The organism is Vibrio sp. 2134-1 (assembly GCF_033339495.1).
This window is the reverse complement of the sequence record NZ_JAWOUS010000005.1, coordinates 92,813-119,452: the sequence shown is the minus strand read 5'-3', so window position 1 is coordinate 119,452 and position 26,640 is coordinate 92,813. Positions and strand designations below refer to the sequence as shown.

The following is a 26,640-nucleotide window of genomic DNA, read 5'->3' as shown; positions in this document are numbered from 1 at the left end:
TGATCACTAAGATTTTCATTGACAGATTTGAAAGTGGTTTTTTGTTATTAAGTTACAAGTTAATAAGTTGAACTTGGTCACTTAAAAACCGTTTCTCAGCCTAAGAAATGCGGGCGTAGATCACAAAAAACCCGTTGTCAGTTCCAATTGGAAAATGTGTGGTAAATTGATTGGGTACTAAGCAATCAAACAAACGGTTTTGGCGAACCGTTTACTACAACAAGATTCATCAGAACATCGAACGGGGAATTGTTATGATATCACCAGATGCCAAGATCAAGATACAAAATTTTGGTCGTTTTCTGTCAAACATGGTAATGCCAAACATCGGCGCGTTTATCGCGTGGGGCTTTATCACTGCTCTATTTATCCCAACTGGATGGCTACCAAACGAAACGTTAGCCTCTATGGTTGGCCCAATGATTACCTACTTGCTGCCACTACTTATCGGTTACACCGGTGGTAAATTAGTTGGTGGCGATCGTGGTGCGGTAGTCGGTGCAATCACAACAATGGGTGTGATTGTCGGCACAGACATCCCAATGTTTATGGGGGCAATGATGGTCGGCCCAATGGGCGGCTGGGCTATCAAGAAATTCGATAACTACATCGATGGTAAAGTAAAAAGTGGCTTCGAGATGTTGGTTAACAACTTCTCTGCGGGCATCATCGGCATGCTATGTGCGATCCTTGCCTTCATCTTTATCGGTCCATTCGTAAAAATTCTTTCTGGTGGCTTGGCGGCTGGCGTTAACTTCCTAGTTTCTGCTCACCTACTACCACTGACTTCAATCTTCGTTGAACCTGCGAAGATCCTGTTCCTAAACAATGCGATCAACCACGGTATTTTCTCTCCACTGGGTATCCAACAAGCGTCTGAGACAGGTCAATCTATCTTCTTCCTAATCGAAGCGAACCCAGGTCCTGGTCTAGGTATCTTGCTGGCTTACATGGTGTTTGGTAAAGGAACGGCTCGTCAAACTGCCGGTGGTGCATCAATCATCCACTTCTTCGGCGGTATCCACGAAATTTACTTCCCATACATTCTAATGAACCCTCGCCTAATCCTAGCAGCTATTGCAGGTGGTATGACTGGCGTATTCGTTCTAACAATGTTTAACGCAGGTATCGTTTCTCCAGCATCACCAGGTTCAATCTTTGCAATCTTGTTGATGACTCAGAAAGGCTCAATCGTTGGTGTTCTAGCGTCTATCGCAGCAGCAACAGGCGTGTCATTCGCCGTAGCAGCACTGCTAATGAAGACTCAAACGTCAACAGAAGAAGACGGTGATGAAGCAGCACTAGAAAAAGCAACATCACAAATGAAAGACATGAAATCTGCATCTAAAAACGATGCGGTGGTAAACAACCAAAGCAAAGGTGACGTAGACCTAGCGACAGTACAAAGCATCATTGTCGCTTGTGATGCGGGCATGGGCTCGAGTGCAATGGGCGCGAGCATGCTACGCAAAAAGGTTCAAGACGCAGGTCTGAACATCCACGTAACCAACCTTGCCATTAACAGCTTACCAGAGAGTGCAGATATCGTGATTACTCATAAAGACTTAACGGATCGTGCACGTAAGCATGCTCCAAACGCACACCACATTTCATTGACTAACTTCCTAGACAGCGAGATGTACAACCAGCTAGTCACCAAACTACTAGCAGCACAAAACCAATCCGCAGCCAATGACGACCAAATGGTAAAAGTGTCGCTCGTGGCAGCAAACGACGACAACTTCGAACCACAGCAAACGTCGGTGTTCCAAATCCAGCGTGAAAATATTCACCTAGGTTTGAAAGCTGCCAACAAAGAAGAAGCGATTCGCTTCGCGGGCAACAAGTTGGTCGAACTTGGCTACGCAGAACCAGAATACGTAGACGCGATGTTTGAGCGTGAAGCATTGGTTCCAACTTACCTAGGCGAATCTATCGCAGTGCCTCACGGCACGGTAGAAGCGAAAGACCGCGTGAAGAAAACCGGCATTGTAATCTGCCAATACCCATCGGGTATCCAATTTACTGAAGACGACGATGATGTAGCGAAACTGGTTATCGGCATTGCCGCTAAGAACGATGAGCACATCCAGGTGATCACCACCATTACGAACGCGCTCGATGAGCCGGAGGCAATTGAGAAGCTAACCAGCACCAACGATGTGGAAGAGATTCTAAACATCCTTGGCGGTCAACAAGCGGCTTAATTACCCCTTTAATTTGCTCCTGAGGCAAATGAGGTCAGCTGTCACCCCCTATGCGGTTGGCCTCCCCCTAGTTTCGTAAGTCAACATTTTAGACATTGGTAGGTAAGAATTATGAAAAACGCAGTTCATTTTGGCGCAGGTAACATTGGTCGTGGCTTCATCGGAAAACTCTTAGCAGATGCAGAAGTCGAGGTCACATTTGCAGACGTTGACGCTCCACTCGTCGACCAACTGAGTCACAAGCAAGAATACAAAGTAAAAGTGGTCGGTACTGAGTGCCAAATCGACACAGTAACTCACGTCACCGCGGTAAACTCAGCCAGTAAAGATGTCATTGACCGCATTGTAAAAACCGACTTGGTCACAACAGCGGTTGGCCCTAACGTACTGGACATCATTGCAAAAACCATCGCTACCGGCATTGCTAAGCGCTTTGCAGTAGGTAACGATAAGCCATTGAACATCATCGCGTGTGAAAACATGGTTCGTGGCACCACACACCTAAAAGGTGAAGTGTACAAACACTTGGATGAATCATTGCACGCGAAAGCAGACGAATTGGTTGGCTTTGTCGATTCAGCGGTAGACCGCATCGTGCCACCAGCAGAAGCAGCGAACGATGACCCACTAGAAGTGACGGTAGAGAGCTTTAGCGAATGGATTGTGGATGAGCAGCAATTCAAGGGCGAAATCCCTGACATAGCTGGCATGGAAAGAACCAACAACCTAATGGCATTCGTAGAACGCAAGCTATTCACTCTCAATACAGGCCACTGCATTACCGCTTACCTAGGTTGCTTGAAAGGCCATCGCACCATTCGTGAAGCAATTGAAGACCCTAGCATTCACGCTGAAGTAAAACAGGCGATGCAAGAGAGTGGTGAAGTGCTGATCAAACGCTACGGCTTCGACCGTGACATGCACAACGCCTACATCGAGAAGATTTTAGGACGCTTTGCCAACCCATACTTAGTGGATGAGGTGGATCGCGTAGGTCGTCAACCAATTCGAAAATTGGGTGCAAACGATAGATTAGTGAAGCCTTTACTCGGTACAATTGAGTATGGCACTGAAAATCAAACACTTTTGAAAGGCATTGCCGCTGCGTTGAAGTACACTAACGACACTGACCCACAAGCCGTAGAGCTACAAAACTCATTAAAAGAAGTGGGAGTGAAGAAGACGCTAGCGACATACACAGGTCTTGCAGAAGACAGCGATGAAGTGGCTCAAATCGAGACACTTTACAACCAACTTTGATTTACCTAGGGGAGCTCGGCTCCCCTTCTATGTCCTTCTCTGCTTGAAGAGTTGGGATAGCTAATAATTAGAAATGTATTCAGTATATGGCAGATAACATCAACGAAACCGAGATCATTGAGCGATTAAACAGCGCACCATCGGTACGAGGCTTTTTCATTGCAGCAGTCGACGTTTTTAACGATTCGATCGACGGGTTGGTGCAAAGAATCTTTCGTAAAGATAACTTCGCTGTTCAATCAGTTGTCGGTCCGCTGCTACAAGACTCTGGACCGCTGGGCGATCTGTCTGTTCGTTTGAAGTTATTGTTTGGCTTGGGAGTGCTCCCCGATGACATTTACCACGACATCGAAGACATCATCAAACTCAAAAACCAACTCAATAGTGACGCTTCAGATTACGAATTCACTGACCCGAATATTCTAGAACCAATTAAGAAACTGCACTTGGTGAAGAAAATGGGCATGGTACAACTGGAAGTCAGCGAACCAGATGACGACATCGACCTTGAGTTTTATCAGCTACAACTGCAACGTCAACAACAAATCATTAAGTCAGGGCTCTCACTTGCCATTGTCGAGATTTGCAATGAGCTCGGCAAAGACAGCCCTTTTTAATCGAAAAACTGGCACGGAAGCCTCCTCAACTCGCCCCTCTTTTTGCACATTCTTCTATACAACGTGCGTGAAAGCCATCACAGTCCATATTCCGATGTCTCTGTAACATCAGACCAATCTATCGCTAGTATTGAAACGGTATCGCATGCTTTCAATCGAAGACACTAAAACTAAGTGGGAGTTTTTCCAGAAACACCACTGGGTATCTCCAGAATTTTCCCGCACTCCCGTCCTCGAGTCGTGGGAGCGTTGCATAAAGCAATGCAGCCCTTACACCTGGTCAAAACCACATATTGCCTCTGGATTTACCTTCTCATCTCTAATGAAGCGCAATGAACATCTCATCGAATGCGCCACGACCGTACTTGAAGATACGTACGATATGCTTGGTGACGAAGACCTGGTATTGATGGTAACCGATGGCAACGGCTGTATTCTCTCCACCGTCGGGCACGACTCTATGCGACAAGAGATGCAAGCACTCGGCATAAAACAAGGCTGCTTTCTCTCCGAAGGAAAGATAGGCACAAATGCAGTCAATCTCTGTATCAATACTCATATCCCGTGTGAAGTTTTTGCTGCCGAACATTTCAATCGCCACTTGCACTCTTATGCCTCTGTAGCGGCGCCTGTTTTCGACCAATTTGGCAAATTACGCGGTACAACATGCCTTTTCAGAAAAGCGGAAAGCTATAAGAAAGAAGACTTAGTCATCATCGCGTCGAGCGCGAAAGAAGTCAGCTTGCAAATCCACATTCAGTCGGAACAAGAAAACATGAACCGCCTCACTTGTGCGCATAACGCAACGTTAGAGTGCATGGATGACGGCCTTCTGGCCTGGGATGAAGAGAGCCGTATAACCATGGTAAATCACCAGTCCGAGCGCTTGTTAAACATTGAAGCCAGTCAGGTCTTGGATAAAGAAGTCTTTTCTGTTTTGCGCTTCCCACCGAATGTCCTTACTAGTATTGAGTCAGGTGCGAGCATAAACCGTAAACTCACAACGGTAGAGGTTCGTGGCGAGTTTGTTGAGGCGATCATCACCTTGCGTCCACTCAATGACGGCACACACTTATTGTTCTTGCACCCTATCGATAAAATTCGCGAACTTGCTCAACAACAAATAGGTGGCAGTGCGCGCTATACGTTCAGCACTTTGCCCGTCATTTCACGAAAAATGAAGCATGTCATTACCGTGGCAAAACGGGCCATAAAGTCCAAATCACCGATTCTAATTACGGGTGAAGAAGGTGTAGGAAAAGCCACTCTCGCCATGGCGATTCATAACGAAAGCACCTACAAAGAAGGGCCGTTCATTACGCTCAACTGCCGCTCCATCAATACAGAGCAACTGGTCAAAGAAACCCTGGGGTATGACGAAGGGCAAGGCATGCCTTCAAAGTTTGAGCTCGCCCATGGCGGTACGCTCTTTTTAGAAAAGGTGGAATATCTGTCGCCCGATTTACAAGCCGTGCTACTTAAGTTGTTAAAAACTGGGCTCGTCAGCCGCAGCGACAGTTTGCGATTGATCCCCGTAGACTTTCAACTTATCACGAGCACCGCTTCAGAGATCAGCGAGTATGTCACTCAACGCTCATTTGGTCGGCAACTTTATTATGAAATCTCCTCGAACGAGCTGCATATTCCGCCACTACGAAAGCGTAAAGAAGACATTGAATTTCTCGTCCAGCAGCTTATCAGCCATTATGAACGCCGCCACAATGTGACGATCTCGATAGAGCCAGTCGCACTGGAAGCGTTGATGAATTTTCGTTGGTCAGGCAACAACTCTGAATTAAGAAATCGAACTGAGCGAATTTTGCTTAACCGCAGTTCCAACTTAATCAAGCTGAACGATATTCCTGAAGACATTAAACTGAATTCTCGCCATACCGCAGAAAATACGCCAGTAATCACGTTAGAAGAAGCCGAGAGAAGAGCGATTGTTCAGGCTTGGAATCAGTGTGATGGCAAAATGCATGATATGGCGAAAGCATTGCAAATTGGCCGCACGACCTTATGGAGAAAAATTAATAAGTTTGGGCTGCAGGAGCAAATGAAGCTGTATTAAGTCGTGAATTGGAGTTCCTATAACAAAAGTAAAACCGGCGTAAGCACGCCGGTATAGATGTACTAACGATACGGTTTCGATTAAACATCGACAGACAGCTGACGAATCTGCGCTTTTAGTCCCGGGAGCATACTCGAACTGGCGCTGAATTTTCGCAACCCCACGCGAAGCAATGTTTCTGTGGCATTTGGATCGCCAGCCATCTCACCACACATACTAACCGGTATGCCCGCGCGATCGCCTGCTGCACACGTGAGCTCAATGGCTTTTAGTACCGATGGTTCAAAGTAGTTCACCAATTCAGCAACAGCGGCGTTACCTCGATCGGCGGCCATAACATATTGAGTCAAATCATTGGTGCCGATAGAGAAAAAGTCGACTTCTTGGGCTAACGCATCAGCATTTAATACCGCGGCTGGCACCTCAATCATAATACCAACGGGCAAATGAGTCGCATCCAAGCCGAGTTGGTTTGCTTGATGCGCCAACAGCGCTTTTACTTTTCTCACTTCTTCAACCTGAGCCACCATCGGTATCATCAATTGAATATTCGGTTGCTCGTGAAAGGCTCTCAGAATGGCTCGAAGTTGAGCGGTAAACAATGACTCATGTTGAAGGCACAACCGCACCCCTCTCAAACCTAAAAATGGATTATCTTCTGCTGGCATAGGATAAGCGGCTAAAGGCTTATCACCGCCAACATCTAGACTACGAATCGTAAGTGGCTTATCACCAAGTGCGGCAGCAATATCACGATACACTTGGTATTGCGCTTCCTCAGTCGGCAACTCATCACTGTTTTGAAATAGAAACTCAGTCCGGAATAGACCAACGCCCTCAGCTCCTGATGTTAGTGCATCATCAATATCTTTCGGTCCACCAATATTGGCGAATACTGGAATATAGACACCATCACAGGTGACTGCGGCTTGCTGAGCACTCGCTAGTGTACTTTGTCGGGTGCTTTGCCACTCAATTTGCTGAGCTTCTAATTCCTGCTGTACGGCATCTGAAGGAGAGAACCATAAATGCCCTCGGAAGCCATCAATAGTCACCACTTGACCAGCACGCACAGCATCAAGGCAGCCCTGAGCTTTAACGATGGCAGGAATACCCATCGCACGAGCAAGAATCGCACTGTGAGAGGTTTTCCCTCCCTCACTCAAACAGATACCAAGCACTTTCGATTTATCAAGCCCAGCCACATCAGAAGGCATCAGGTCGCGGCCCAACAAAATACTCGGTTCCTGAATGTCGATGGCATTAGGCGTTACGCCTGTCATTTCGACCATAACTTGGCGTGCGATATCATGGACATCTGCTTCGCGTTCCCGCATGTACTGACTTTCTGCCTGGCGAAACTCTTCGGCCAACGCTTGCAGTGATTCTACCCAAGCTTGCTCGGCTATCATGCCCGTTTGAATTCGCGACTCGACCGATGCCCATAATTCTGGGTCACTGAGCATCATGCTATGAGCGGAAAATATTTCCCCTTTCGGCTGCTTCGCTTGCTCCTGCAAATGTTGAACAACCACGCCTATCGCACGCTTAGCCCGTTCAATTTCATCTTGTTCACTTTGGAAATCACGTTCAGGCACTGCTGGCATTTCATGAGTAAAAAGGACAGCAGGAGCAGTAGCGATACCGTCATTGACTCGAATACCAACAACAGCACCTTCAATCTGACTTGAGGCCATGCCATCGAGCAGAGTATCTGAACTTTCTTCAGGTTCGATAATGCCTTGCTCAACCGCCTCTTTTTCTCCGAAGTGCTCATAAGCTAAGGCTTCAAATGCCTTGATTGCTTCACTGGATTGAGAGCCGAGTGCGCACAGCGTGATCGTCTCTTGGCTACGAACGCCAAGTTTCGCAATGCTGTTTAAGCTTTTCGCGTTCACACGGAGCTCGCCTTTTTTCAACCATAATTGGCAGTCAAAAGGCGCGAGTGCACCAACAATGGCCGCAGCGGGACGAGCATGTAATCCATGCGGATTTTGCACTACCCAATCAAATGTCCATTCTTGCTCAAAGCTCTCTGATACTGGCGCTATCTCAGCGGATGTTAGTGGCTGATCACCAAGGTGCTCTTGTTTTACGCTTAACGCATTCTGTGCCTCTTCGACTACCGTCGATAAAGGCAGTCCGGCGGCGGCAGCCACCGACGCCGCCATGGTTCCTTCAACAATAGGGGCCGAGATAAGGGTGACATTTTCCCTCACATGATCATCAATCAGATCCAGAGCCATTTCCGTGCTAAGCAACGCGCTGCCAAGATCCATCAATACAACAACCCCTTGTTGATCTTGTACCTGCTCAATCGCTTCCATCACGGCAATGGCATCGGTTCCGATCGGGTTCTCTGGATCATCAACCCCAGCCGCAATCGCAAGCTTGGCTTTGCCTTGCGTCATTTGGGTGGCAAGCTCGGCCACCCCTTCTGCAAGGCGACGACTATGAGATACAACTACAATTCCCACCATCTTAATTACCTGCTATTGCCTGCTGTAGTGCTTTAATCATTAACAAAGAAGAGGTTGCGCCGGGGTCTTGGTGACCAATACTACGTTCACCTAAATAGCTTGCTCGCCCTTTTTTCGCCAACATTTCAATCGTGGCAACCGCATTTGTTTCTGCTAGCTCAACCATTTCATTCAATAAATGGTCAGCGCTCATGCCATTTTCTAACGACGCCTTCACGCTAACCAAAACGGGTAACCAAACATCACACATGGTTTTATCACCCAGTTCCGCTTTACCACGAGACACCACGCCATCCACACCGCTTTTTAGTGCATCAACCAACTCTTCAAACGTTAGTTGCTCTCGAGTTCCGACAGCGGCAGCCGTGCGAATAAACAGCGTGCCATACAGCGGGCCACTTGCCCCACCGACACTAGAAAGCAAGGTCATGCCCGTATTCTTGAGAATGCTGCCGATATTTTGGTCCGCAAATTGCGGCAGTTTTTCAGCAACTTTTTTAAAGCCTCGGTTCATATTGAGACCATGGTCTGCGTCACCAATATCACGATCAAGGTCGGTCAGAAAATCTTGATTCTCTTGATACGTTTTCGCACATAACTCTAACCAGTGAACGATATGTTGTTTTTCAATTTGCATGTTTGATCCCCCCTGTTACCACTTGATTGCAGCCGTATCGACAGGAGCATCAAACAGCTCCAACATCTCTTTATCTGCTTTCAGCAACGTAATGGAAACGCCTTCCATATCAAGTGACGTACAAAAGTTACCAACCATATTACGCACGATACGGAACCCTGCTTGCTCGCAGTTATGAGCCAGACGGCGGTACACTCCGTAAAGCTCTGAAGTTGGCGTACCACCCATACCATTCACCATCACGATGTAGTCGTGTTCAGCGGCGAAAGGCTCAATGCTGGATTCCACTTCATCCCATTCACCTTCGTCACGATTCCAAATACGCAATGTGCGCTGATAAGGTGTGTTTTCAGCAACTTCAGCAAACATTTCATCCACTAACGTATCGACATCGGTGTATTTCACTCGCTTGATACCTGGTTCACCATGGATACCAACACCAAACTCCACTTCATCATCTTCCAGAACAAAAGATGGTTTACCTGCTGCGGGTACAACACAAGCATTAAGCGCCACGCCAAATGAACGACAGTGGTTATTAACGCGACGAGCCAGCGCTTCACATTGCTCCAACGAATAACCTTTGTTCGCGGCAGCCCCAACTAACTTTTCAACCAATACCGTTCCAGCAACGCCACGGCGACCAGCGGTGTATAGGCTGTCTTTGACTGCAACATCGTCATCCACCAACACCGACCCAACTTTGATACCATCGGTATGAAGCAGCTCCACAGCCGTTTCAAAGTTCAACACATCACCGGTGTAGTTTTTAATGATAAACAGCACGCCCTCACCGGTATTCACTTGGTTGCCACATTCGTACATTTGATCAGGCGTAGGTGAAGTAAATACCTCTCCTGGGCAGGCGCCTGTCAGCATGCCTTTACCAATAAAACCTGCGTGCAAAGGTTCATGACCACAGCCACCACCAGAAACCAGTGCCACTTGCCCCGGAGTTTCCTCATGCCACATGTAACGAGGTTCGTAGTTCGCTTTTAGCTCAGGGCGGGACAATGCCAGACCTTCCATTTGCTGCAATACAACATCATCAACTTGGTTAATTAACTTTTTCATCGTTCTATCTCATTCCATTTATATTTTTATGTAGGGTATGAATTCATCTTAAACAGAGAAAAAGCGTGCTCAACAAAAATCAATCTGTTTCATATTGAAACAAAAACTTCGGCATTTTTGTTTCAATATGAAACGTAAAACGACAAATTGTCCTGAATAGTGATCGTCGCCATAAAGCATGCTGATGCTTATTACTTCTGACAGTCGGTTTGACACAGAGGTCATAAAAGCATGGAACAAAACCAGAGATATCCTTCACCACTTACCACACCAAACCTAATATAAACCTTATCCCTACAATGGATATTCATTGCAGTCCAAAACACACATAAAAAAGGTTAAAGGTTTGAATTATGGACAAAATTATTATCAGCCCAAGCAAATACGTCCAAGGTGAACAAGTACTTACATCTATCGCTCACTATGTGAAAACATTGGGTGAACGTCCGTTAGTAATTGCCGATGAGTTCGTGACTAACCTGGTTGGTGATGACGTCAAGCAAAGCTTTGCTGACGAAAAGCTTCCACTCACTATGAACATTTTTGGTGGCGAATGTTCGCGCGTTGAGATTGAACGCATCACGGACATTTGTGCGACTCAAAAACATGATGTCATTGTCGGTATTGGTGGCGGTAAAACGTTAGATACAGCAAAGGCCGTTGCGTTTTACACCAAAATTCCTGTCGTGGTGGTTCCTACGATTGCCTCGACTGATGCGCCAACCTCTGCTCTTGCGGTGATATACACACCAGAAGGTGAATTTGCGGAATACTTGATGATCCCTAAAAACCCAGACATGGTCATCATGGATACATCAGTCATCGCCAAAGCCCCTGTTCGCCTACTGGTATCGGGGATGGGTGACGCGCTTTCCACCTACTTTGAAGCCAGAGCCAACATGACCTCTGGTAAGGCAACAATGGCTGGTGGTTTAGCGACACGTTCAGCGCAAGCTCTTGCGAAACTTTGCTATGAAACCTTGCTTGAAGATGGTTTAAAAGCAAAAGCTGCGGTAGAAAATGGTGTGAGCACCAAAGCGGTAGAAAATATTATTGAAGCCAATACATACCTAAGCGGTATCGGTTTTGAAAGCAGTGGCCTGGCAGGTGCTCACGCTATTCATAACGGCCTAACTAAGCTTGAAGAGTGTCATCATCTCTATCATGGTGAGAAAGTCGCGTTCGGCACACTTGTTCAATTGGTGCTAGAAAACGCAGCGATGGAAGAGATTAATACGGTTCTCGCCTTCTGCCGCTCTGTAGGTCTACCAACCAACTTATTTGATATGGGCGTTAAAGAGCTTAATCACGCTAAGTTGCGCGAGGTCGCCGAAGCTTCAACGGCCGAGGGAGAAACCATCCACAATATGCCATTCCCAGTGACGGCAGAAAATGTCTACTCTGCAATTCTAACCGCTCACCAGTTGGGTCAATAACTCACCCCCTTAAAGTGGGCTTAAATAAAAAAGCGGCACATACTCTCGCATGTGCCGCTTGGATTTTTGCTGTTAAGCGTAATTACTCAACCGTTACCGCTTTCGCCAGGTTACGTGGTTGGTCTACGTCCGTACCTTTGATCAGTGCTACGTAGTAAGACAGTAACTGCATTGGGATGGTGTAGTAGATCGCCGCCGTGATTTCACTAACGTGAGGCATTGTGATGATCTTCATTGTTTCATCGCCTTCGAAGCCTGCGTCTGCATCTGCGAATACGTATAGAAGGCCGCCACGCGCACGCACTTCTTCAACGTTTGATTTTAGCTTTTCAAGTAGGTCGTTGCTTGGTGCAACCACAACAACTGGCATGTCAGCATCAATTAGAGCCAGAGGACCGTGTTTCAGTTCACCCGCCGCGTACGCTTCTGCGTGGATGTACGAGATCTCTTTCAGTTTTAGAGACGCTTCCATCGCGATTGGGTAGAACTCGCCACGGCCTAGGAACAATGTGTGGTGCTTGTCTGCAAAATCCGTTGCTAGTGCTTCAATTTCTTTCTCGAAAGAAAGTGCCGCGTTGATTTGCTTAGGAAGTGCGTGTAGCGCTTCAACAATCTCTTTTTCTTTCTCTTTGCTGATGCGACCTTGCTCTTTACCCAGTGCCGTTACCAACATAAGTAGTGCAGAAAGTTGAGTCGTGAACGCTTTAGTTGAAGCCACACCGATTTCAACACCAGCGCGAGTCATGAATGCAAAATCTGATTCACGAACCAAAGAGGAACCCGCTACGTTACAGATGGTCATCGCCGCCATGTAACCTTTCTCTTTTGCTAGGCGAAGTGCTGCTAGGGTATCAGCGGTTTCACCAGACTGAGACAACGTGATCAATAGGCTGTTTGGACGAGTCACAAACTTGCGGTAACGGAACTCAGACGCGATTTCTACATCACAGCTAACGCCAGCAATGTCTTCAAACCAGTAACGTGCCGTCATACCTGCGTTGTAAGACGTACCACACGCGACGATTTGTACGTGTTCTACTTTGCTTAGAATGTCTGCCGCGTGCACACCGATCGCGTCTGTCACAACAGAGTCTGCCGTGATACGACCTTCCATTGTGTTGATCAACGCTTTAGGTTGCTCATAGATTTCTTTTTGCATGAAGTGACGGTATTGGCCTTTATCACCTGCATCATGCTCTGCATTAGATTCAACAATTTCACGCTCAACTGGCTCACCCGTTGCATCAAACACAGTGACTTCACGGCGAGTAATTTCTGCTACGTCCCCTTCTTCTAGGTACATGAAACGGCGCGTAACGTTGAGTAATGCAAGTTGGTCAGACGCTAGGAAGTTTTCACCCACACCAAAACCGATCACGATCGGGCTGCCTGAACGCGCTACTACGATGCGTGAAGGATCTTTGCGATCCAACGCTACCGTGCCGTATGCGCCTTCAAGTTGTTTTGCTGTTTTTTGTACCGCTTCTAATAGCGTTTCTGAAGTACGAAGTTCCCACTCAACCATGTGTGCGATAACTTCTGTATCCGTTTGCGATTCAAACACGTAGCCACGAGATTGAAGCAGCTCACGCAGCTCTTCATGGTTTTCGATGATGCCGTTATGGACCACTGCGATATCACCAGACATGTGTGGGTGAGCATTGATTTCAGAAGGTTCACCGTGCGTCGCCCAACGAGTGTGCGCAATACCAGTTCCGCCGATCACTTTTGCTTCTTCTACTGCATCAGCCAATTCTTGTACTTTACCCAAGCGACGAACGCGCGTTAGGTTTGATTCGCCATCAACAACCGCAACGCCAGCAGAGTCGTAACCGCGGTACTCTAAGCGGCGTAGACCTTCAACCAAAATTTCTGCAACATCTCGTTGTGCTACTGCACCTACGATTCCACACATGTGTTTATCTCCGTTTGTAGTTTTGTTCTTCCCTAGCCATGATTTCAAATAGAGGCAGCAAGCAAAGGCCTTTATCCAGAGGGAAGTAAAATATGAAACTGATTACATTATTAGGCGCAAATGACTTTCACGCCATGTTGTTCAATCTGTACTTTATGCTCTGCTTGGATATCTGCATCGGTCACCAACACATCAACTTGATGCCAAGCGAGCTCTAAGTTTGGGATCTTACGGCCGACTTTTTCGGACTCGATCATTACGATCACTTCACGTGACGCTTCTGCCATTACCTTACTTAAGCCAACCAATTCATTAAATGTCGTGGTTCCACGCTCGAGATCGATGCCATCCGCACCGATGAATAGTTGGTCAAAGTCGTAAGCTCGTAATACAGATTCGGCTACTTTGCCTTGAAAGGACTCTGAGTGCGTATCCCAAGTACCGCCAGTCATCAGCAGTGTCGGTTCGCTCTCTAATTCATTTAGGGCGTTAGCAACATGCAACGAGTTGGTCATGACCACTAAGCCACGTTTGTCATTCAACTGTTGAATCAGCGCGGCAGTCGTGCTGCCACTGTCGATCACGATGCGATTATGATCGCGAATCAATGATGCTGCTGCTTTTGCTAAGCTTAACTTTCGAGTCGAAACATTAGCGCCCAATTCTTCGTGAATGACTTCCTTTGGGATAGCAATCGCACCGCCATAGCGGCGTAGAAGTTGGCCGTTTTTCTCTAAAGAAGCTAAATCCTTTCTAATCGTGACCTCTGAGGTTTCGAATTTCTGAGCAAGTTCATCAACGCTGACTTCTCCTAGTTCAGAAACCAAGTTAGAAATGGCGTGTCTTCTTAATTGAGTATTTCGTTTCGACATTTAAGTTTTGATTTTAAGTTTCGATGTGAAACTTATTATAGTCAAACCGAAACTTTTAAGTCCATTTATTTCGATCCAAAAAATTAATATTTCTCGATAAAACCTTGTCCTAAGACAATTCTTAAACAGTGATATTGGATTCATTCAGTGGTAGAATTCGCCACCGAAAAGAAAAAAAATTACAGAATTGAAGGCTATTTTTTTGCAACTTTCTGCATATAAAGTGGGATTAGTCACAAAAAGGTAACCAAAATCGCCGATCTTTTAGTCATAAAATGACTAAACTTGGTGAAAGACTTTCAGAATCTGAAGTTCTAATAATGAGACGAAAAATCGGTGGGTGACAGGTACTAAATGTCATCAAAAACGTCCTGACTTCAGAGTAAATAACCGACTTTCAAATTGTAACTATACTTACCGGAGAGTATCTTCCATGAAAAAGACCAAAATCGTATGTACGATTGGCCCTAAAACAGAATCTGTAGAGAAGCTAACTGAACTAGTTAACGCAGGCATGAACGTAATGCGCCTTAACTTCTCTCACGGTGACTACGAAGAACACGGCACTCGTATCGCGAACTTCCGTAAAGTAATGGAAGCTACTGGCAAACCACTAGCAATTCTTCTAGATACTAAAGGTCCAGAAATCCGCACTATCAAGCTAGAAGGCGGTAACGATGTTGATCTAGTAGCAGGTCAAGAATTCACTTTCACAACTGACACTTCAGTTGTAGGTAACAAAGATAAAGTTGCAGTAACTTACGCTGGTTTCGCAGCAGACCTAAACGTAGGTAACACTATCCTAGTAGACGACGGTCTAATCGAGATGGAAGTTATCTCTAAGACGGAAACTGAAGTTAAATGTAAAGTTCTTAACAACGGTGCACTAGGCGAAAACAAAGGTGTTAACCTTCCTGGCGTTTCTGTAAACCTACCTGCACTATCTGAAAAAGATAAGAACGACCTTAAGTTTGGTTGTGAGCAAGGCGTTGACTTCGTAGCAGCTTCTTTCATCCGTAAAGCGTCTGACGTTCAAGAAATCCGTGAAGTACTTGCTGCAAACGGCGGCGAGAACATCCACATCATCTCTAAGATCGAAAACCAAGAAGGTGTTGATAACTTCGACGAGATCCTAGAGCTTTCTGACGGCATCATGGTTGCACGTGGTGATCTAGGTGTTGAAATCCCAGCTGAAGAAGTAATCTTCGCTCAGAAAATGATGATCGAGAAGTGTAACCGTGCACGTAAGATGGTTATCACAGCAACTCAAATGCTTGATTCTATGATCAACAACCCACGTCCTACTCGTGCGGAAGCAGGCGACGTTGCTAACGCGGTAATGGACGGTACTGACGCAGTAATGCTTTCTGGTGAAACGGCGAAAGGTAAATACCCTGTTGAAGCGGTAACTATCATGGCTCAAATCGCGAACCGTACTGATTCAGCGCTAAAAGCTGAGCTAGGTTCTCGTCTAGACAGCCCACGTCTACGCATCACTGAAGCAGTATGTAAAGGCGCAGTAGACACAGCAGAGAAACTAGCTGCTCCACTTATCGTTGTTGCAACTGAAGGCGGTAAGTCTGCACGTTCAGTACGTAAGTACTTCCCAACTGCAAACATTCTAGCGCTAACAACTAACAAGAAAACTGCTGCACAGCTAGTTCTAACTAAAGGTGTTACTCCTGTAGTTGTTGATTCAATCGAAAGCACTGACGCATTCTACGTAGCGGGTAAAGAACTTGCTCTAGAATCAGGTCTAGGTAACAAAGGCGATATCGTTGTTATGGTTTCTGGCGCTCTAGTTGCTTCAGGTACTACGAACACAGCTTCTGTACACGTGCTATAAGACTGAACTTTTAACACTTCAGTTTCTTGAGAAGGAGGGCTTATGCCCTCCTTTTTTATATGGCTTTCTTGCTCTCATAATAGGCTAATTGTATTATTTACCTCTATCAGAATTTCGTACTGTTTAATTTTATCGTCACGATTAAAGTTTCTATGAGGTGTATGTGTCTAGTCCCACTCTTACCGACAAAGTATTAAGAATGATCCGTCAGGATATTCTCGATGGCGAGCTTAAACCAGGTCAAAAACTCGTGGTTGCCGAACTCAAAGAGAAGTACAACGTAGGAGCGTCACCCATTCGAGAAGCATTGGTGCAATTATCTTGGAGCAAATACGTCAAACTCGAGCCGCAAAAAGGCTGCTGGGTTGCACCTGTATGTAAAGATGAGTTACATGACTTGTACGAAAGCCTGCAAATGGTCTCCGCATGCTTACTCAGTAAGGCAATTATGATTGGCGATGAAAAATGGGAACTGGATGTACTAACTGCTTATCACAAGTTATCCCGAGTAAAACCTGGCGAAAGCTTTTGTTGGAGGGAATGGGAAGAGCGCCAAAATCAGTTTCTTACTGCGCTGTTTGAAGGTGCTGGCTCTGTCAATATGTTTGGGTTTTTCCGCGATCTACTCACGAAAATTAAACGCTACCAATACTTCGCGATGCAGATTTTAGGCACAGGGAACCCTGGGCACTGTAATCTCGATGAGCAAGAAATACTGATGAAGGCATCGCTAGACAAAAAGAGTCAGGATGCTTTAGGTTATCTAGAGCGTTATTTGAGACAGTCAATACAGTGTATCGAAGCCGCCATCGACAACCAATGTCGCATACTGGCTAGCGAATAACGCTGAGACTAAAAAGCGGGGGTCTATCCCCGTTTTTTCGTTTTTGTAAAAGCACTAAGCAATATCATCATAACTATGACACAGCGATACGCAGTTACGCCCTGCACTTTTTGACTCATACAAAGCAATATCAGCACATTTATACGTTCTTGTACGATCAGAGGTTAAATCACTATACCCAGCACTGACAGTAATGCCTCTATCACTACGCATTTGAACCGCGACACGTAGCCTGTTCAATACAATTTCAGCCTCTTCTAGTGTTGTATGCGGCATGATCACTGCAAATTCCTCACCACCGACACGAGATACAAAGTCTGTGCTGCGGACTTCTTCTAGGAGGGTTTCTGCGACACTACAAATCACCTTGTCTCCTTCGTCGTGGCCTAGCTCGTCATTAATACGCTTAAAATGGTCAATATCAAACAACGCCAAACAAGCAGGAGGGCTATCAGGATAGCGTTCAATAATCCCCGCATATTGCGCCAATTGCTCTTCAAATTTTCGGCGGTTCCACAACCCCGTCAAGCCATCTTTTTCGCTTAGGTTTCGTAATTTTTCTTCTAACTCTTTTTGCCCAGAGATATCCACCAGCGACGTAATGTAATAACTCACTTTACCTGATTTGGTTAAATTCGCCTGAATACGCATTATTGCAGTAAAGACTTGATTAAACTTAGTTCGACAACGAATCTCCCCTTCCCATACGTGTTCACTCTTCAGTGTTTTCCAGATACTCAGGTTTGCTTCGAGATCTTCAGGTAAGAGAATTAAATGATGTGCACTCCAACCTTGGGCATGCTTGGTTGAGTAACCCATCATATTTTCAAACTCTTGATTAACCATGATGATTCTATGTGAAGCATCCGAGATCATCACCGCAGTCATACCATCAAGAGCAGCTCGAGCCAACTTCGATTCCATACTATGACGCCGATAATGCAGAGCAAGGGCTGCCGTCGGCAAAGTGAAGCCGAGCACCAAACTTAGAACAAAAAACGCTTCTTGGATTAAGTCATCAATATCCCTCTGAGCTCGGGATAATAACTGCTCATTGGTAAGATCAATAACCAGATGAAGAGGTTCGCTAGAAACAAACTGGATGGTGCGATACGCGACCAAATTCGAACCATTGTAAGCATAGCCCGAATCTTTTGAATTTAAACTACGCCAAATGTTTGGGTACATCCGGCCAAAATTAAATTGAGAGCGAGCGGGAATTATATGGCCATACAAACGAGCTGATTTAGGGCTATCAATGTAAAATCCGTCACTCTTAATCAGCTCAATATGGAAATCAAGCACTGACGAATAGTTGAGTCGAGAGGATAAATAGTCAATATCAACATTAAGCACAAGATACCCTTCGCGCTTTCCGTTAAGCGAAATAGGCATCAAAATACGCAGTGACGGGCTATAGGGATAGACTAACTCGCCATACTCTCGTTCTAAACCTATCCCCCACGAAGCGATTTCGCCATCGTCTAAGTTCTTAGCGAATTGAAAGTAATCTCGCTCTGACTTATTTTGCAATTTGATCGCGGGCAACGCAGCGCCTGTTTCAATCTCATAATTAATCCTCACTTTTTCTCGACCAGAAACATCAAGAAAGCGAATTTGCTTATACAACTTTTGATTGATTGCGACCGAGATCCACATGTCTTCTAAGATGGAACGGTTCACCCGGTTAGGTTGGCGCAGATATTCATACAGACTTTGGCTGTGACCAAGTAGGTCACTGATCGTTTCGATTTGATCCTGAATATTGCTGTATTCACGGCCAGTATAGGCCAATTGATGTAACGCTTCTTGAGCGGTGTTCTCAACATTGTTTTCTAACAACGTCAGATATTTCTGATAGTAGTAAGCGGCAGTGAGTGCACTAAAAAATAGTGCTGTCGCCAATAAGGTGCCGACTCGCTTAGGTACTTTCACACGTCTAATGCCTATCATGCTTACTAAAACGACAATTATATCATTAATTGTTATTTTCTAAACAAAAAAGCCACTTAGATTAAGTGGCTTTTCTATATGCAATCAGAGAGTTAAGGTTTGAGGGCTCGCTCTCCTCGCGCAATGCCAACGACACCACTGCGAGCAACTTCGACAACTTCGGTCACTTCGGATATCGCTTGAATGAAGGCATCTAGCTTTTCACTCGTACCCGCAAGTTGTACGGTGTATTGGGAAGCCGTGACATCCACGATCTGGCCACGGAAGATGTCTGCCGTCCGCTTCACTTCTGCTCGCGCAAAACCACTGGCTTTCACTTTCACCATCATCAGTTCACGCTCAATGTGCTCATACTCGGTGACTTCTTGTACTTTCAGCACATCGATCAGTTTGTGTAACTGCTTCTGAATTTGTTCCAACTGCATCTCATCAGATGTCGTGGTAATGTTCATTCGCGACAGGGTTTCATCATCAGTCGGTGATACCGTCAAAGATTCAATGTTGTAACCACGTTGAGAGAACAAACCAACAACACGAGACAACGCACCCGGTTGGTTTTCCAATAGCAATGAAATAATGTGTCTCATATTAAGTTCTCTCCGTTTTGCTTAGCCACATTTTATCCATACCCTCACCTTTGATTTGCATCGGGTATACGTGTTCGGTTTCGTCTACGTTGATGTCCACAAACACCAGACGATCTTTCATATCCAACGCTTTTTGTAGCCCTTCTTCGAGCTGATCAGGCGTTTCGATACGAATACCGACGTGACCATAAGCTTCTGCAATCGCTGCAAAGTCAGGAACAGAACTCATGTAAGAATTAGAGTGACGACCTTGATAAATAATGTCTTGCCACTGTTTTACCATGCCTAAGAATCGGTTGTTCAGGTTGATGATCTTCACCGGAATGTCGTATTGCATGGCTGTCGACAATTCTTGAATATTCATCTGAATACTGCCGTCACCAGTCACAACCACGACCTCTTCTTGTGGCATGGCAAACTTCACGCCCATGCCAGCCGGAAGACCAAATCCCATGGTGCCAAGACCACCAGAGTTTATCCAACGGCGCGGCTTATTGAATGGGTAGTACAGCGCCGCAAACATCTGATGCTGGCCCACATCAGACGCCACATATGCGTCACCATTAGTTAGCTTGTGCAGCGTTTCAATTACTTGCTGTGGCTTGATTCGTTCTGGAGACGTTTCATAAGACAAGCAGTTGCGGTCACGCCATACTTGAATGTCGTCCCACCATGCGGTGATAGCATCTTGATCATTTCCACTACCTTGCTCTGCAAGCAGCCCGAGCATGGTTGTCAGCACTTTTTCCGCAGAACCTACGATCGGCAAATCCACTTTCACGTTTTTCGAGATCGATGACGGATCGATATCAATATGCATCACTTTTGCGTTTGGGCAGTACTTTTCAAGGTTGTTGGTTGTACGGTCATCAAAACGCACACCGATACCAAAAATAAGATCCGCTTCATGCATTGCCATATTAGCTTCGTAAGTGCCGTGCATACCCAACATGCCCAGTGAGTTTTTATGTGTACCCGGGAATGCCCCCAAGCCCATCAAAGTACTCACAACGGGTAGGTTCAGTTTGTCGGAAAGCTCTAAAATATGTTCATGGGCGCCAGAAATCACCGCACCACCACCGATATAAAGCACTGGTTTTTTCGCTTCTAATAGCGATTTAAGCGCTTTTTTAATCTGGCCTTTATGGCCCGAAGTTGTCGGCTTGTAAGAGCGCATTGAAAGCGTTTCTGGATATTGATAAGGCAGTTTGATTTGCGGGTTCATTACATCTTTTGGCAAATCAATCACAACTGGACCAGGTCGACCTGTAGTCGCGATATAAAACGCTTTTTTGATTGTTTCAGGAATATCTTCCGCTTTTTTTACTAAAAAGCTGTGTTTGACCACTGGGCGGGAGACACCGACGATGTCACACTCTTGGAAAGCATCATTACCAATTAGGCTATTCGGTACGTTACCCGAGATAACGATCATTGGGATAGAGTCCATATAAGCCGTGGCAATACCAGTAATGGTATTGGTCGCGCCCGGCCCCGAGCACACAAGTACGACACCCGGTTTACCGGTAGCTCGAGCGTAACCATCTGCCATATGAGTGGCGGCTTGCTCATGCCTTACAAGTACGTGTTTGATTTGATCGGTTTTGGCATGCAGTGCATCGTAGATATCCAAAACAGAGCCACCTGGGTAGCCAAAGATCTGCTCTACGTGCTCTTCTATCAGAGATTGAACCACCATCTCTGCGCCTGACAACATTGCTGTCATAATTGCTCTCCTTAGCCAGTTTCCTCACCGTAAGGTCAACGGATTGGTCTGGTTTTACATAGTCTAGGTCTTATTCGTAGCCTAATCGAAATACTTCCACGTTTTCGGCTATGTCTTGCGTTCGTCATAACATCCCGCAAGGTTACCCAACAAATGTAACGTTTTATTATCAAAGGGTCTAATGAGAGATTGATCTACTTTTTAAACAAGATACTAGTAATTAGAATGTTAGTAGGAATAGCAGCCACACATCTCCTATTTCACAGTACAACCTAAAAAGTTAACGCTCAAAAAAAGAACATTATTTCATAAGCTTTTAGCTATAGGGTGCGAAATAGCGTTATTTGACGAGAAAAACAGAAAAAATCAATACAAACAAAAATCCCCAGCAATGCGCGATCACATCACTGGGGATTTTTTCATCAATATAAAATCTAAGTCAGCTTAAGTTACTTTTTATCCGACTTTTCCTTATACATTTCTTCAATTTCATCTTGGTATTTGTCATTGATGACTTTACGACGAAGTTTTTGAGTTGGCGTTAACTCACCATCATCCATAGAGAAAGCTCTTGGTAACAGTTTAAACTTCTTCACTTGTTCAAACTTTGCCAACTCTTTTTGAAGATCGTTCACACGCTTCTCAAGCATTTCGACCACCTGGTGGTGCTTAATCAACTCAACGCGATCGTGATATTTGATATTCAGCTCTTTCGCGTACTCTTCTAGCGAGTCATAACAAGGCACGATAAGCGCAGAAACAAACTTACGAGTATCCGCAATGACTGCGATTTGCTCGATGAAGTGGTCTTTACCAATCGCACCTTCAATCATTTGTGGAGCGATGTATTTACCACCTGAAGTTTTCATCAACTCTTTGATACGATCGGTGATGAACAAGTTGCCATTTTCATCAATGTAACCAGCGTCGCCCGTTTTTAGGAAACCGTGCTCATCAAAGGTCTTTTCCGTCTCTTCTGGCATTTTGTAATAGCCACGCATCACCATTGGACCACGAACCAGAATCTCGTTGTTTTCGCCAATCTTAACCTGTGCGCCAGGCATCGACATACCAATAGAGTCGGGGTTAAAACATTTATCATCCCAACACGATACTGTCGCCGTGGTTTCAGTCATGCCGTAGCCCAACTTAACGTTGATACCAATCGCATGGAAGAATCGACCGATGGTTTCATCCAACTTTGCACCGCCACAAGGCATAAAGTTGATTTGCCCGCCAAGTAGCGCACGCAGTTTGCTCAGAACCAACTTATCCGCCAAAGCGTATGACTTACGCAGCAAGAGCGATGGCTGACGTTTTTCTTGATGACAAGCGGCCATTTTTGCGCCCATGTTGACTGCCCAAGTAAACATGATCTTACGATGAATCGGCGCGCGAGACACTTTCTCGTGAATCGCAGAGAAGATCTTCTCATAGAAACGCGGTACGGCACACATCACGGTAGGTCGCACCTGGCTCAGTGCATCACGTACTTGCATGGTGTCTTGCAAATAGCAGTTGGTCGCCCCTTTGTACAATACATAAAAAGTCCAAGCGCGCTCAAATACGTGTGACAACGGAAGGAAACATAATGACACGTCACTTTGAGAAAGGCTCAAGCGCTGATCGTGCCCTTCCAATTGCGCCGCAATGTTTGCGTAGTCCAACATAACGCCTTTTGGCTGGCCTGTTGTACCCGAGGTGTAGATCAGCGTGAGTAGATCATCTTCTTTTGCCTGATCTAAACGCACGTCCAATTCAACTTGATATGTAGTGTCGCCTTTGGCAACAAATGCTTGCCAAGAGATAACGAAATCATGATCGCCAAGTTCTATATCATCAGACATCGCAACAATGAGCTCTAACTGTTCGCACTGGTCGAAAATGCTCACTGCTGCATCAAATTGAGGCTGTTCACCAACAAACAGAACTTTGACGTCTGCATTGTTAATGATGTACGCCGACTGGGCGGCAGTATTGGTTGGGTAAATAGGTACTGTCACGCTGCGTAATTGCAGTGCTGCGATATCAGCGATCGTCCATTGCGGCATGTTGTTCGAGAAAATGCCGATCTTATCTTGGACTCCTAATCCCTGAGCCAAAAGTGCAAGTGATAAAGCATCAACTTGCTGACCAAATTGCGTCCACGTAATACCTTGCCACTCCTCACCCACTTTATGCTTGAGTGCAACGCGTGTACCACCGTTCGCAATTTGTTCACGAATACGTTTAACGATATGAAAATCTAACTTGGCCATTCTTTTACTTACCTTTTGGCTTACAGGCGTAAGCTAATTGAGCGAACAAGTGTACTCACGGCTTGCTAAAACGCAACTGACCAGTATCAAACTTATCACTAATAAGAGACAACTATCACTTATACGTCGCGAACGTACCTCAAATTGCTGAATGATTACTCCATTTAACTTACTGTTTCGATTGTTGATTACGAAAACAAAAAGCCCCGAGAGACAAAAATCGCTCGGGGACCAATGAATTGTAAAAATTGATGATTACCAATATGGTCTAATCGAGAAGACCAAACGTCATCTTATTTTGCGGCAACGACTTCACCACAAGTGATCATCAGTTGATCGCGTAGCCAAATGTGGCCTTTATCTTTTTCACTTGATTCATGCCAGCTTAAGAAACCGCTGATTTCTTTGTTCGCAAATGGAAAATCAAGAATTTGCAGTTGATCGCTGTTTACCGCATTTTCCGCCATCCAACGTGGTGCAATAGTCACAAGCTCAGATTGACCCACCACGTATAGTAGGTTGCTTAAACTAGAACCTTCATACGCCGCTTGGCAATCCAGTTCACGGTACGCTTGCTCTGAGAAACTACGTTGGCCATGCACTTTCGATAACTTCGCATGCTTTTCGTTAAGCAGTTGCTCAGCCGTCACACCACCTTGAATGCGTGGGTGTGTTTTTGATGCGATAACCACTAATTCATCTTTGAAGATTTCAGTGCTTGAGAAACCTTGCTCATCAAAACGAGCGTAGTCGATCACGAAATCAATTTCTTGGTAGCGCATACGCTCAGACAACAAACGGTCAAATTCTGCATCTAGGTGAAGCTGAACGTTTGGTGCTTGTTGATTCACTTTTGCCATGATCTTCGGAGCAAAACGCATGTCACAAGGGCTGCAAATCGCAAGCTTGAATAAGCGAGTCGAAGATTCTGGTTGGAATACAGAGCTAGGAAGTTCATTGCGAATCAGCTGTAGTGCTTGGCGAATAGGGCCAAACAGTTGACGTGCTCGTTGCGTAGGCTGAATACCACGGCCTTGGCGCATGAATAGCTCGTCGTTAAACATCACTTTTAAGCGTGCCACGGCGTTACTTACCGCCGGCTGAGACATGCCTAGGTTATGTGCTGCACGAGTAATATTTTGCTCTTGCATTACAGCATCAAATACAGTCAGTAGGTTTAAATCTACACCACGCAAAGTGCTTTCCATACGGTAGCTAGCAATTGCGCTCATCGCGTCTTTCTTCTCTAACATTGAGTGCGCCTCTTTTGTAATCGTCAACTTTGTTCATTAAATTCATAACGAATAGAATCCCATCTCGCACAAAAGACGGCGGCTGGATTCGAATCATTTTACGAATAGATAACCTAACTTTTTATTATATTTATCGTCCGGATACTTCCGGCTCGAACTGTACTATCAACTAATCGATTGCGGTTTCGCAACTAGATTGATATTTAATCAGTAAATTTTAGCCAATTAGGTATTTATTCGTTAAATAACAAAAGCTTGATAAAAACATAAAAAACTATAAAACACGTAAAAATGCATTCTTTGAGGACGTATTTAGCAAATTGATAGGACAGGTGGTTAACACAAGCATGCATTTAGCTCGGTTATTGGTTGGGATAGGAACAACATATAGCAGCTATATCTCTGATTGAATTTTGCACTTATCAGTCAAATTATCAGCAAATACACACTGAATAGAAATGAGAGAGGAAGAATAAAAATGCAGCCTTCCAAACAGAAAGGCTGCAACAAAATCGTGTCAAAAATGGAAGGAACAATGTACTTAGAACAACGTACTTAAATGTTCGACACGTAACTTGGAAAATCAACCTGCTCCCACAGCTGTCTGGATAACTCTGCTTTTGAATCCCATGCACCTTGCAGTACCCAATGAACAATAGCCTGAGCAACATCTGGGTATTTCACACTTTCGGCTTGTTGCTCCTTTAGCCACTGGCGTACTGCGGAAATGTCTAAGCTCTCCATCGACATCGCAAGCCCTAAATCTTCTAAGGTCGCAACATTGCTCTGCTGCTCGAATTGACCCGCGAGTGGCTTTAGTAACAATTTTTTCCCCAAAGACAAGGCTTCTGAAGGAAGCTCAAACCCACCATTAGCAATGACACCACTACAGCGATGCAAATGATGCTGGAAGTTGCTGTGGCATAAAGGGCGCAGTTCTATGTTTTCTACCTGCTCACATTCGATCACATCCGGGTGATAACAGATAAACGCTTGTTGATTAAAGTGGAACAATAAGTCTGAGATATCTTCAATCGATTCGAACGGTAGATACACCAACACGAAGTCGTCGTTTTCTGCTTGGCTATCGACGGTATGCACTATCGGTGGTAACAAAGGTTGATCAAAATGATGCCAATGCAAACCAAGGTGGTGTTGAGAAGGCGCAAAGTATTCAATGACGGATTTATCTAACCAACTTGCTCCCTTTAGTGGCACCGGATAACGGAAAGCATTTTGGTGGCTGATACCAATAGAAGGCTTATTTTGCTGTCTCGCTGCCCACGCAGTCACAGGTTCGAAGTCATTAATGATAAGATCGTAGGACGACAGATCGAGTTGCTTAACTTCTTTGAAAAACTGCACCAAATTGTTATTCAATGCTGTTTTCGCGTAGTTTACAGAGCCTTTTTCGGTAATAAAGGTGAAGCCTCGGCGAGTCTGGTAATCGCCAAATGCTTCCATTGAAAAGTATTTTTCCGGCGCTCGCCCAGAAAACAAAAAGTCGACCTCAACATCGTGCTCTTTAAACGCATGACTCATCGCCCTTGCGCGTGCAATATGTCCGTTTCCTGTCCCTTGAACACCGTACAAGATTTTCATCA

Annotated in this window: 18 protein-coding genes; 7 read left to right on the top strand and 11 right to left on the bottom strand. The window is 45.3% G+C overall.

Features of this window, described 5'->3' with window-relative positions; translation table 11 throughout:
• Positions 1-254: 254 nt before the first annotated feature.
• The 4 genes from R7R78_RS08450 (at position 255) to dhaR (ending at position 6,155) form a co-directional block, all read left to right on the top strand.
• Positions 255-2,207, top strand: a complete 1,953-nt coding sequence (locus R7R78_RS08450; RefSeq protein WP_225473417.1) for a PTS mannitol transporter subunit IICBA — start codon at positions 255-257, stop codon at positions 2,205-2,207.
• A 111-nt stretch (positions 2,208-2,318) separates the two neighbouring features.
• A complete protein-coding gene (locus R7R78_RS08445; RefSeq protein WP_225473415.1) occupies positions 2,319-3,467 on the top strand; it encodes a mannitol-1-phosphate 5-dehydrogenase in 1,149 nt (382 codons plus the stop codon).
• An 86-nt stretch (positions 3,468-3,553) separates the two neighbouring features.
• On the top strand, positions 3,554-4,084 hold the full coding sequence (locus R7R78_RS08440) for an MltR family transcriptional regulator (protein ID WP_005379708.1): 531 nt from the start codon (positions 3,554-3,556) through the stop codon (positions 4,082-4,084).
• Between the two features lie 145 nt (positions 4,085-4,229).
• Positions 4,230-6,155 carry a dihydroxyacetone kinase operon transcriptional regulator DhaR gene (gene dhaR, locus R7R78_RS08435; RefSeq protein ID WP_025768380.1) on the top strand — a complete coding sequence of 642 codons (1,926 nt, stop codon included), beginning with the start codon at positions 4,230-4,232 and terminating at the stop codon, positions 6,153-6,155.
• A gap of 80 nt (positions 6,156-6,235) precedes the next feature.
• Here the strand turns inward: dhaR and ptsP are convergent, their stop codons facing one another.
• Genes ptsP through dhaK form a run of 3 tightly spaced genes read right to left on the bottom strand, consistent with a single transcriptional unit; the run spans position 6,236 to position 10,346 of the window.
• The gene (gene ptsP, locus R7R78_RS08430) at positions 6,236-8,635 is read right to left on the bottom strand and encodes a phosphoenolpyruvate--protein phosphotransferase (protein ID WP_225473413.1); all 2,400 of its coding nucleotides are present in this window, start codon (positions 8,633-8,635) and stop codon (positions 6,236-6,238) included.
• A gap of 1 nt (position 8,636) precedes the next feature.
• Positions 8,637-9,272, bottom strand: a complete 636-nt coding sequence (dhaL, locus tag R7R78_RS08425) for a dihydroxyacetone kinase subunit DhaL (protein WP_005379705.1) — start codon at positions 9,270-9,272, stop codon at positions 8,637-8,639.
• A gap of 15 nt (positions 9,273-9,287) precedes the next feature.
• Positions 9,288-10,346 (bottom strand): dihydroxyacetone kinase subunit DhaK, encoded by a 1,059-nt coding sequence (gene dhaK / locus R7R78_RS08420; RefSeq protein WP_005383055.1) that lies wholly within the window; start codon positions 10,344-10,346, stop codon positions 9,288-9,290.
• Between the two features lie 353 nt (positions 10,347-10,699).
• Here dhaK and R7R78_RS08415 point away from each other — a divergent pair, with 353 nt between their 5' ends.
• Entirely contained in the window at positions 10,700-11,782 is a 1,083-nt protein-coding gene (locus R7R78_RS08415) for a glycerol dehydrogenase (RefSeq protein ID WP_005487429.1), read from the top strand.
• 82 nt (positions 11,783-11,864) lie between these two features.
• Here R7R78_RS08415 and glmS read toward each other — a convergent pair whose 3' ends face one another.
• Both glmS and R7R78_RS08405 read right to left on the bottom strand, forming a co-directional pair.
• Positions 11,865-13,697 carry a glutamine--fructose-6-phosphate transaminase (isomerizing) gene (gene glmS, locus R7R78_RS08410; RefSeq protein ID WP_033906046.1) on the bottom strand — a complete coding sequence of 611 codons (1,833 nt, stop codon included), beginning with the start codon at positions 13,695-13,697 and terminating at the stop codon, positions 11,865-11,867.
• Between the two features lie 110 nt (positions 13,698-13,807).
• Complete coding sequence (locus R7R78_RS08405; RefSeq protein ID WP_151514452.1) at positions 13,808-14,569, bottom strand: DeoR/GlpR family DNA-binding transcription regulator; 762 nt, start codon at positions 14,567-14,569, stop codon at positions 13,808-13,810.
• 433 nt (positions 14,570-15,002) lie between these two features.
• On the opposite strand from R7R78_RS08405, the gene pykF reads away from it, so the two are divergent.
• Both pykF and R7R78_RS08395 read left to right on the top strand, forming a co-directional pair.
• Positions 15,003-16,415 (top strand): pyruvate kinase PykF, encoded by a 1,413-nt coding sequence (gene pykF / locus R7R78_RS08400; RefSeq protein ID WP_005392243.1) that lies wholly within the window; start codon positions 15,003-15,005, stop codon positions 16,413-16,415.
• 157 nt (positions 16,416-16,572) lie between these two features.
• Entirely contained in the window at positions 16,573-17,259 is a 687-nt protein-coding gene (locus R7R78_RS08395) for a GntR family transcriptional regulator (protein ID WP_225473412.1), read from the top strand.
• 54 nt (positions 17,260-17,313) lie between these two features.
• Here the strand turns inward: R7R78_RS08395 and R7R78_RS08390 are convergent, their stop codons facing one another.
• From R7R78_RS08390 to R7R78_RS08365, 6 genes are all read right to left on the bottom strand, one after another.
• On the bottom strand, positions 17,314-19,194 hold the full coding sequence (locus tag R7R78_RS08390; protein ID WP_005379698.1) for a GGDEF domain-containing protein: 1,881 nt from the start codon (positions 19,192-19,194) through the stop codon (positions 17,314-17,316).
• A gap of 110 nt (positions 19,195-19,304) precedes the next feature.
• Entirely contained in the window at positions 19,305-19,799 is a 495-nt protein-coding gene (ilvN, locus tag R7R78_RS08385; protein WP_005379697.1) for an acetolactate synthase small subunit, read from the bottom strand.
• A 1-nt stretch (position 19,800) separates the two neighbouring features.
• The gene (locus tag R7R78_RS08380) at positions 19,801-21,525 is read right to left on the bottom strand and encodes an acetolactate synthase 3 large subunit (RefSeq protein WP_005379695.1); all 1,725 of its coding nucleotides are present in this window, start codon (positions 21,523-21,525) and stop codon (positions 19,801-19,803) included.
• Between the two features lie 449 nt (positions 21,526-21,974).
• Positions 21,975-23,783: an AMP-dependent synthetase/ligase gene (locus R7R78_RS08375; protein ID WP_137281686.1), complete on the bottom strand. Its 1,809-nt coding sequence runs from the start codon at positions 23,781-23,783 to the stop codon at positions 21,975-21,977.
• Between the two features lie 293 nt (positions 23,784-24,076).
• Entirely contained in the window at positions 24,077-25,036 is a 960-nt protein-coding gene (gene calR / locus R7R78_RS08370) for a LysR family transcriptional regulator CalR (RefSeq protein ID WP_005379693.1), read from the bottom strand.
• Positions 25,037-25,591: 555 nt separating this feature from the next.
• A complete protein-coding gene (locus R7R78_RS08365; protein ID WP_005379691.1) occupies positions 25,592-26,638 on the bottom strand; it encodes an MJ1255/VC2487 family glycosyltransferase in 1,047 nt (348 codons plus the stop codon).
• Between the last annotated feature and the right edge of the window lie 2 nt (positions 26,639-26,640).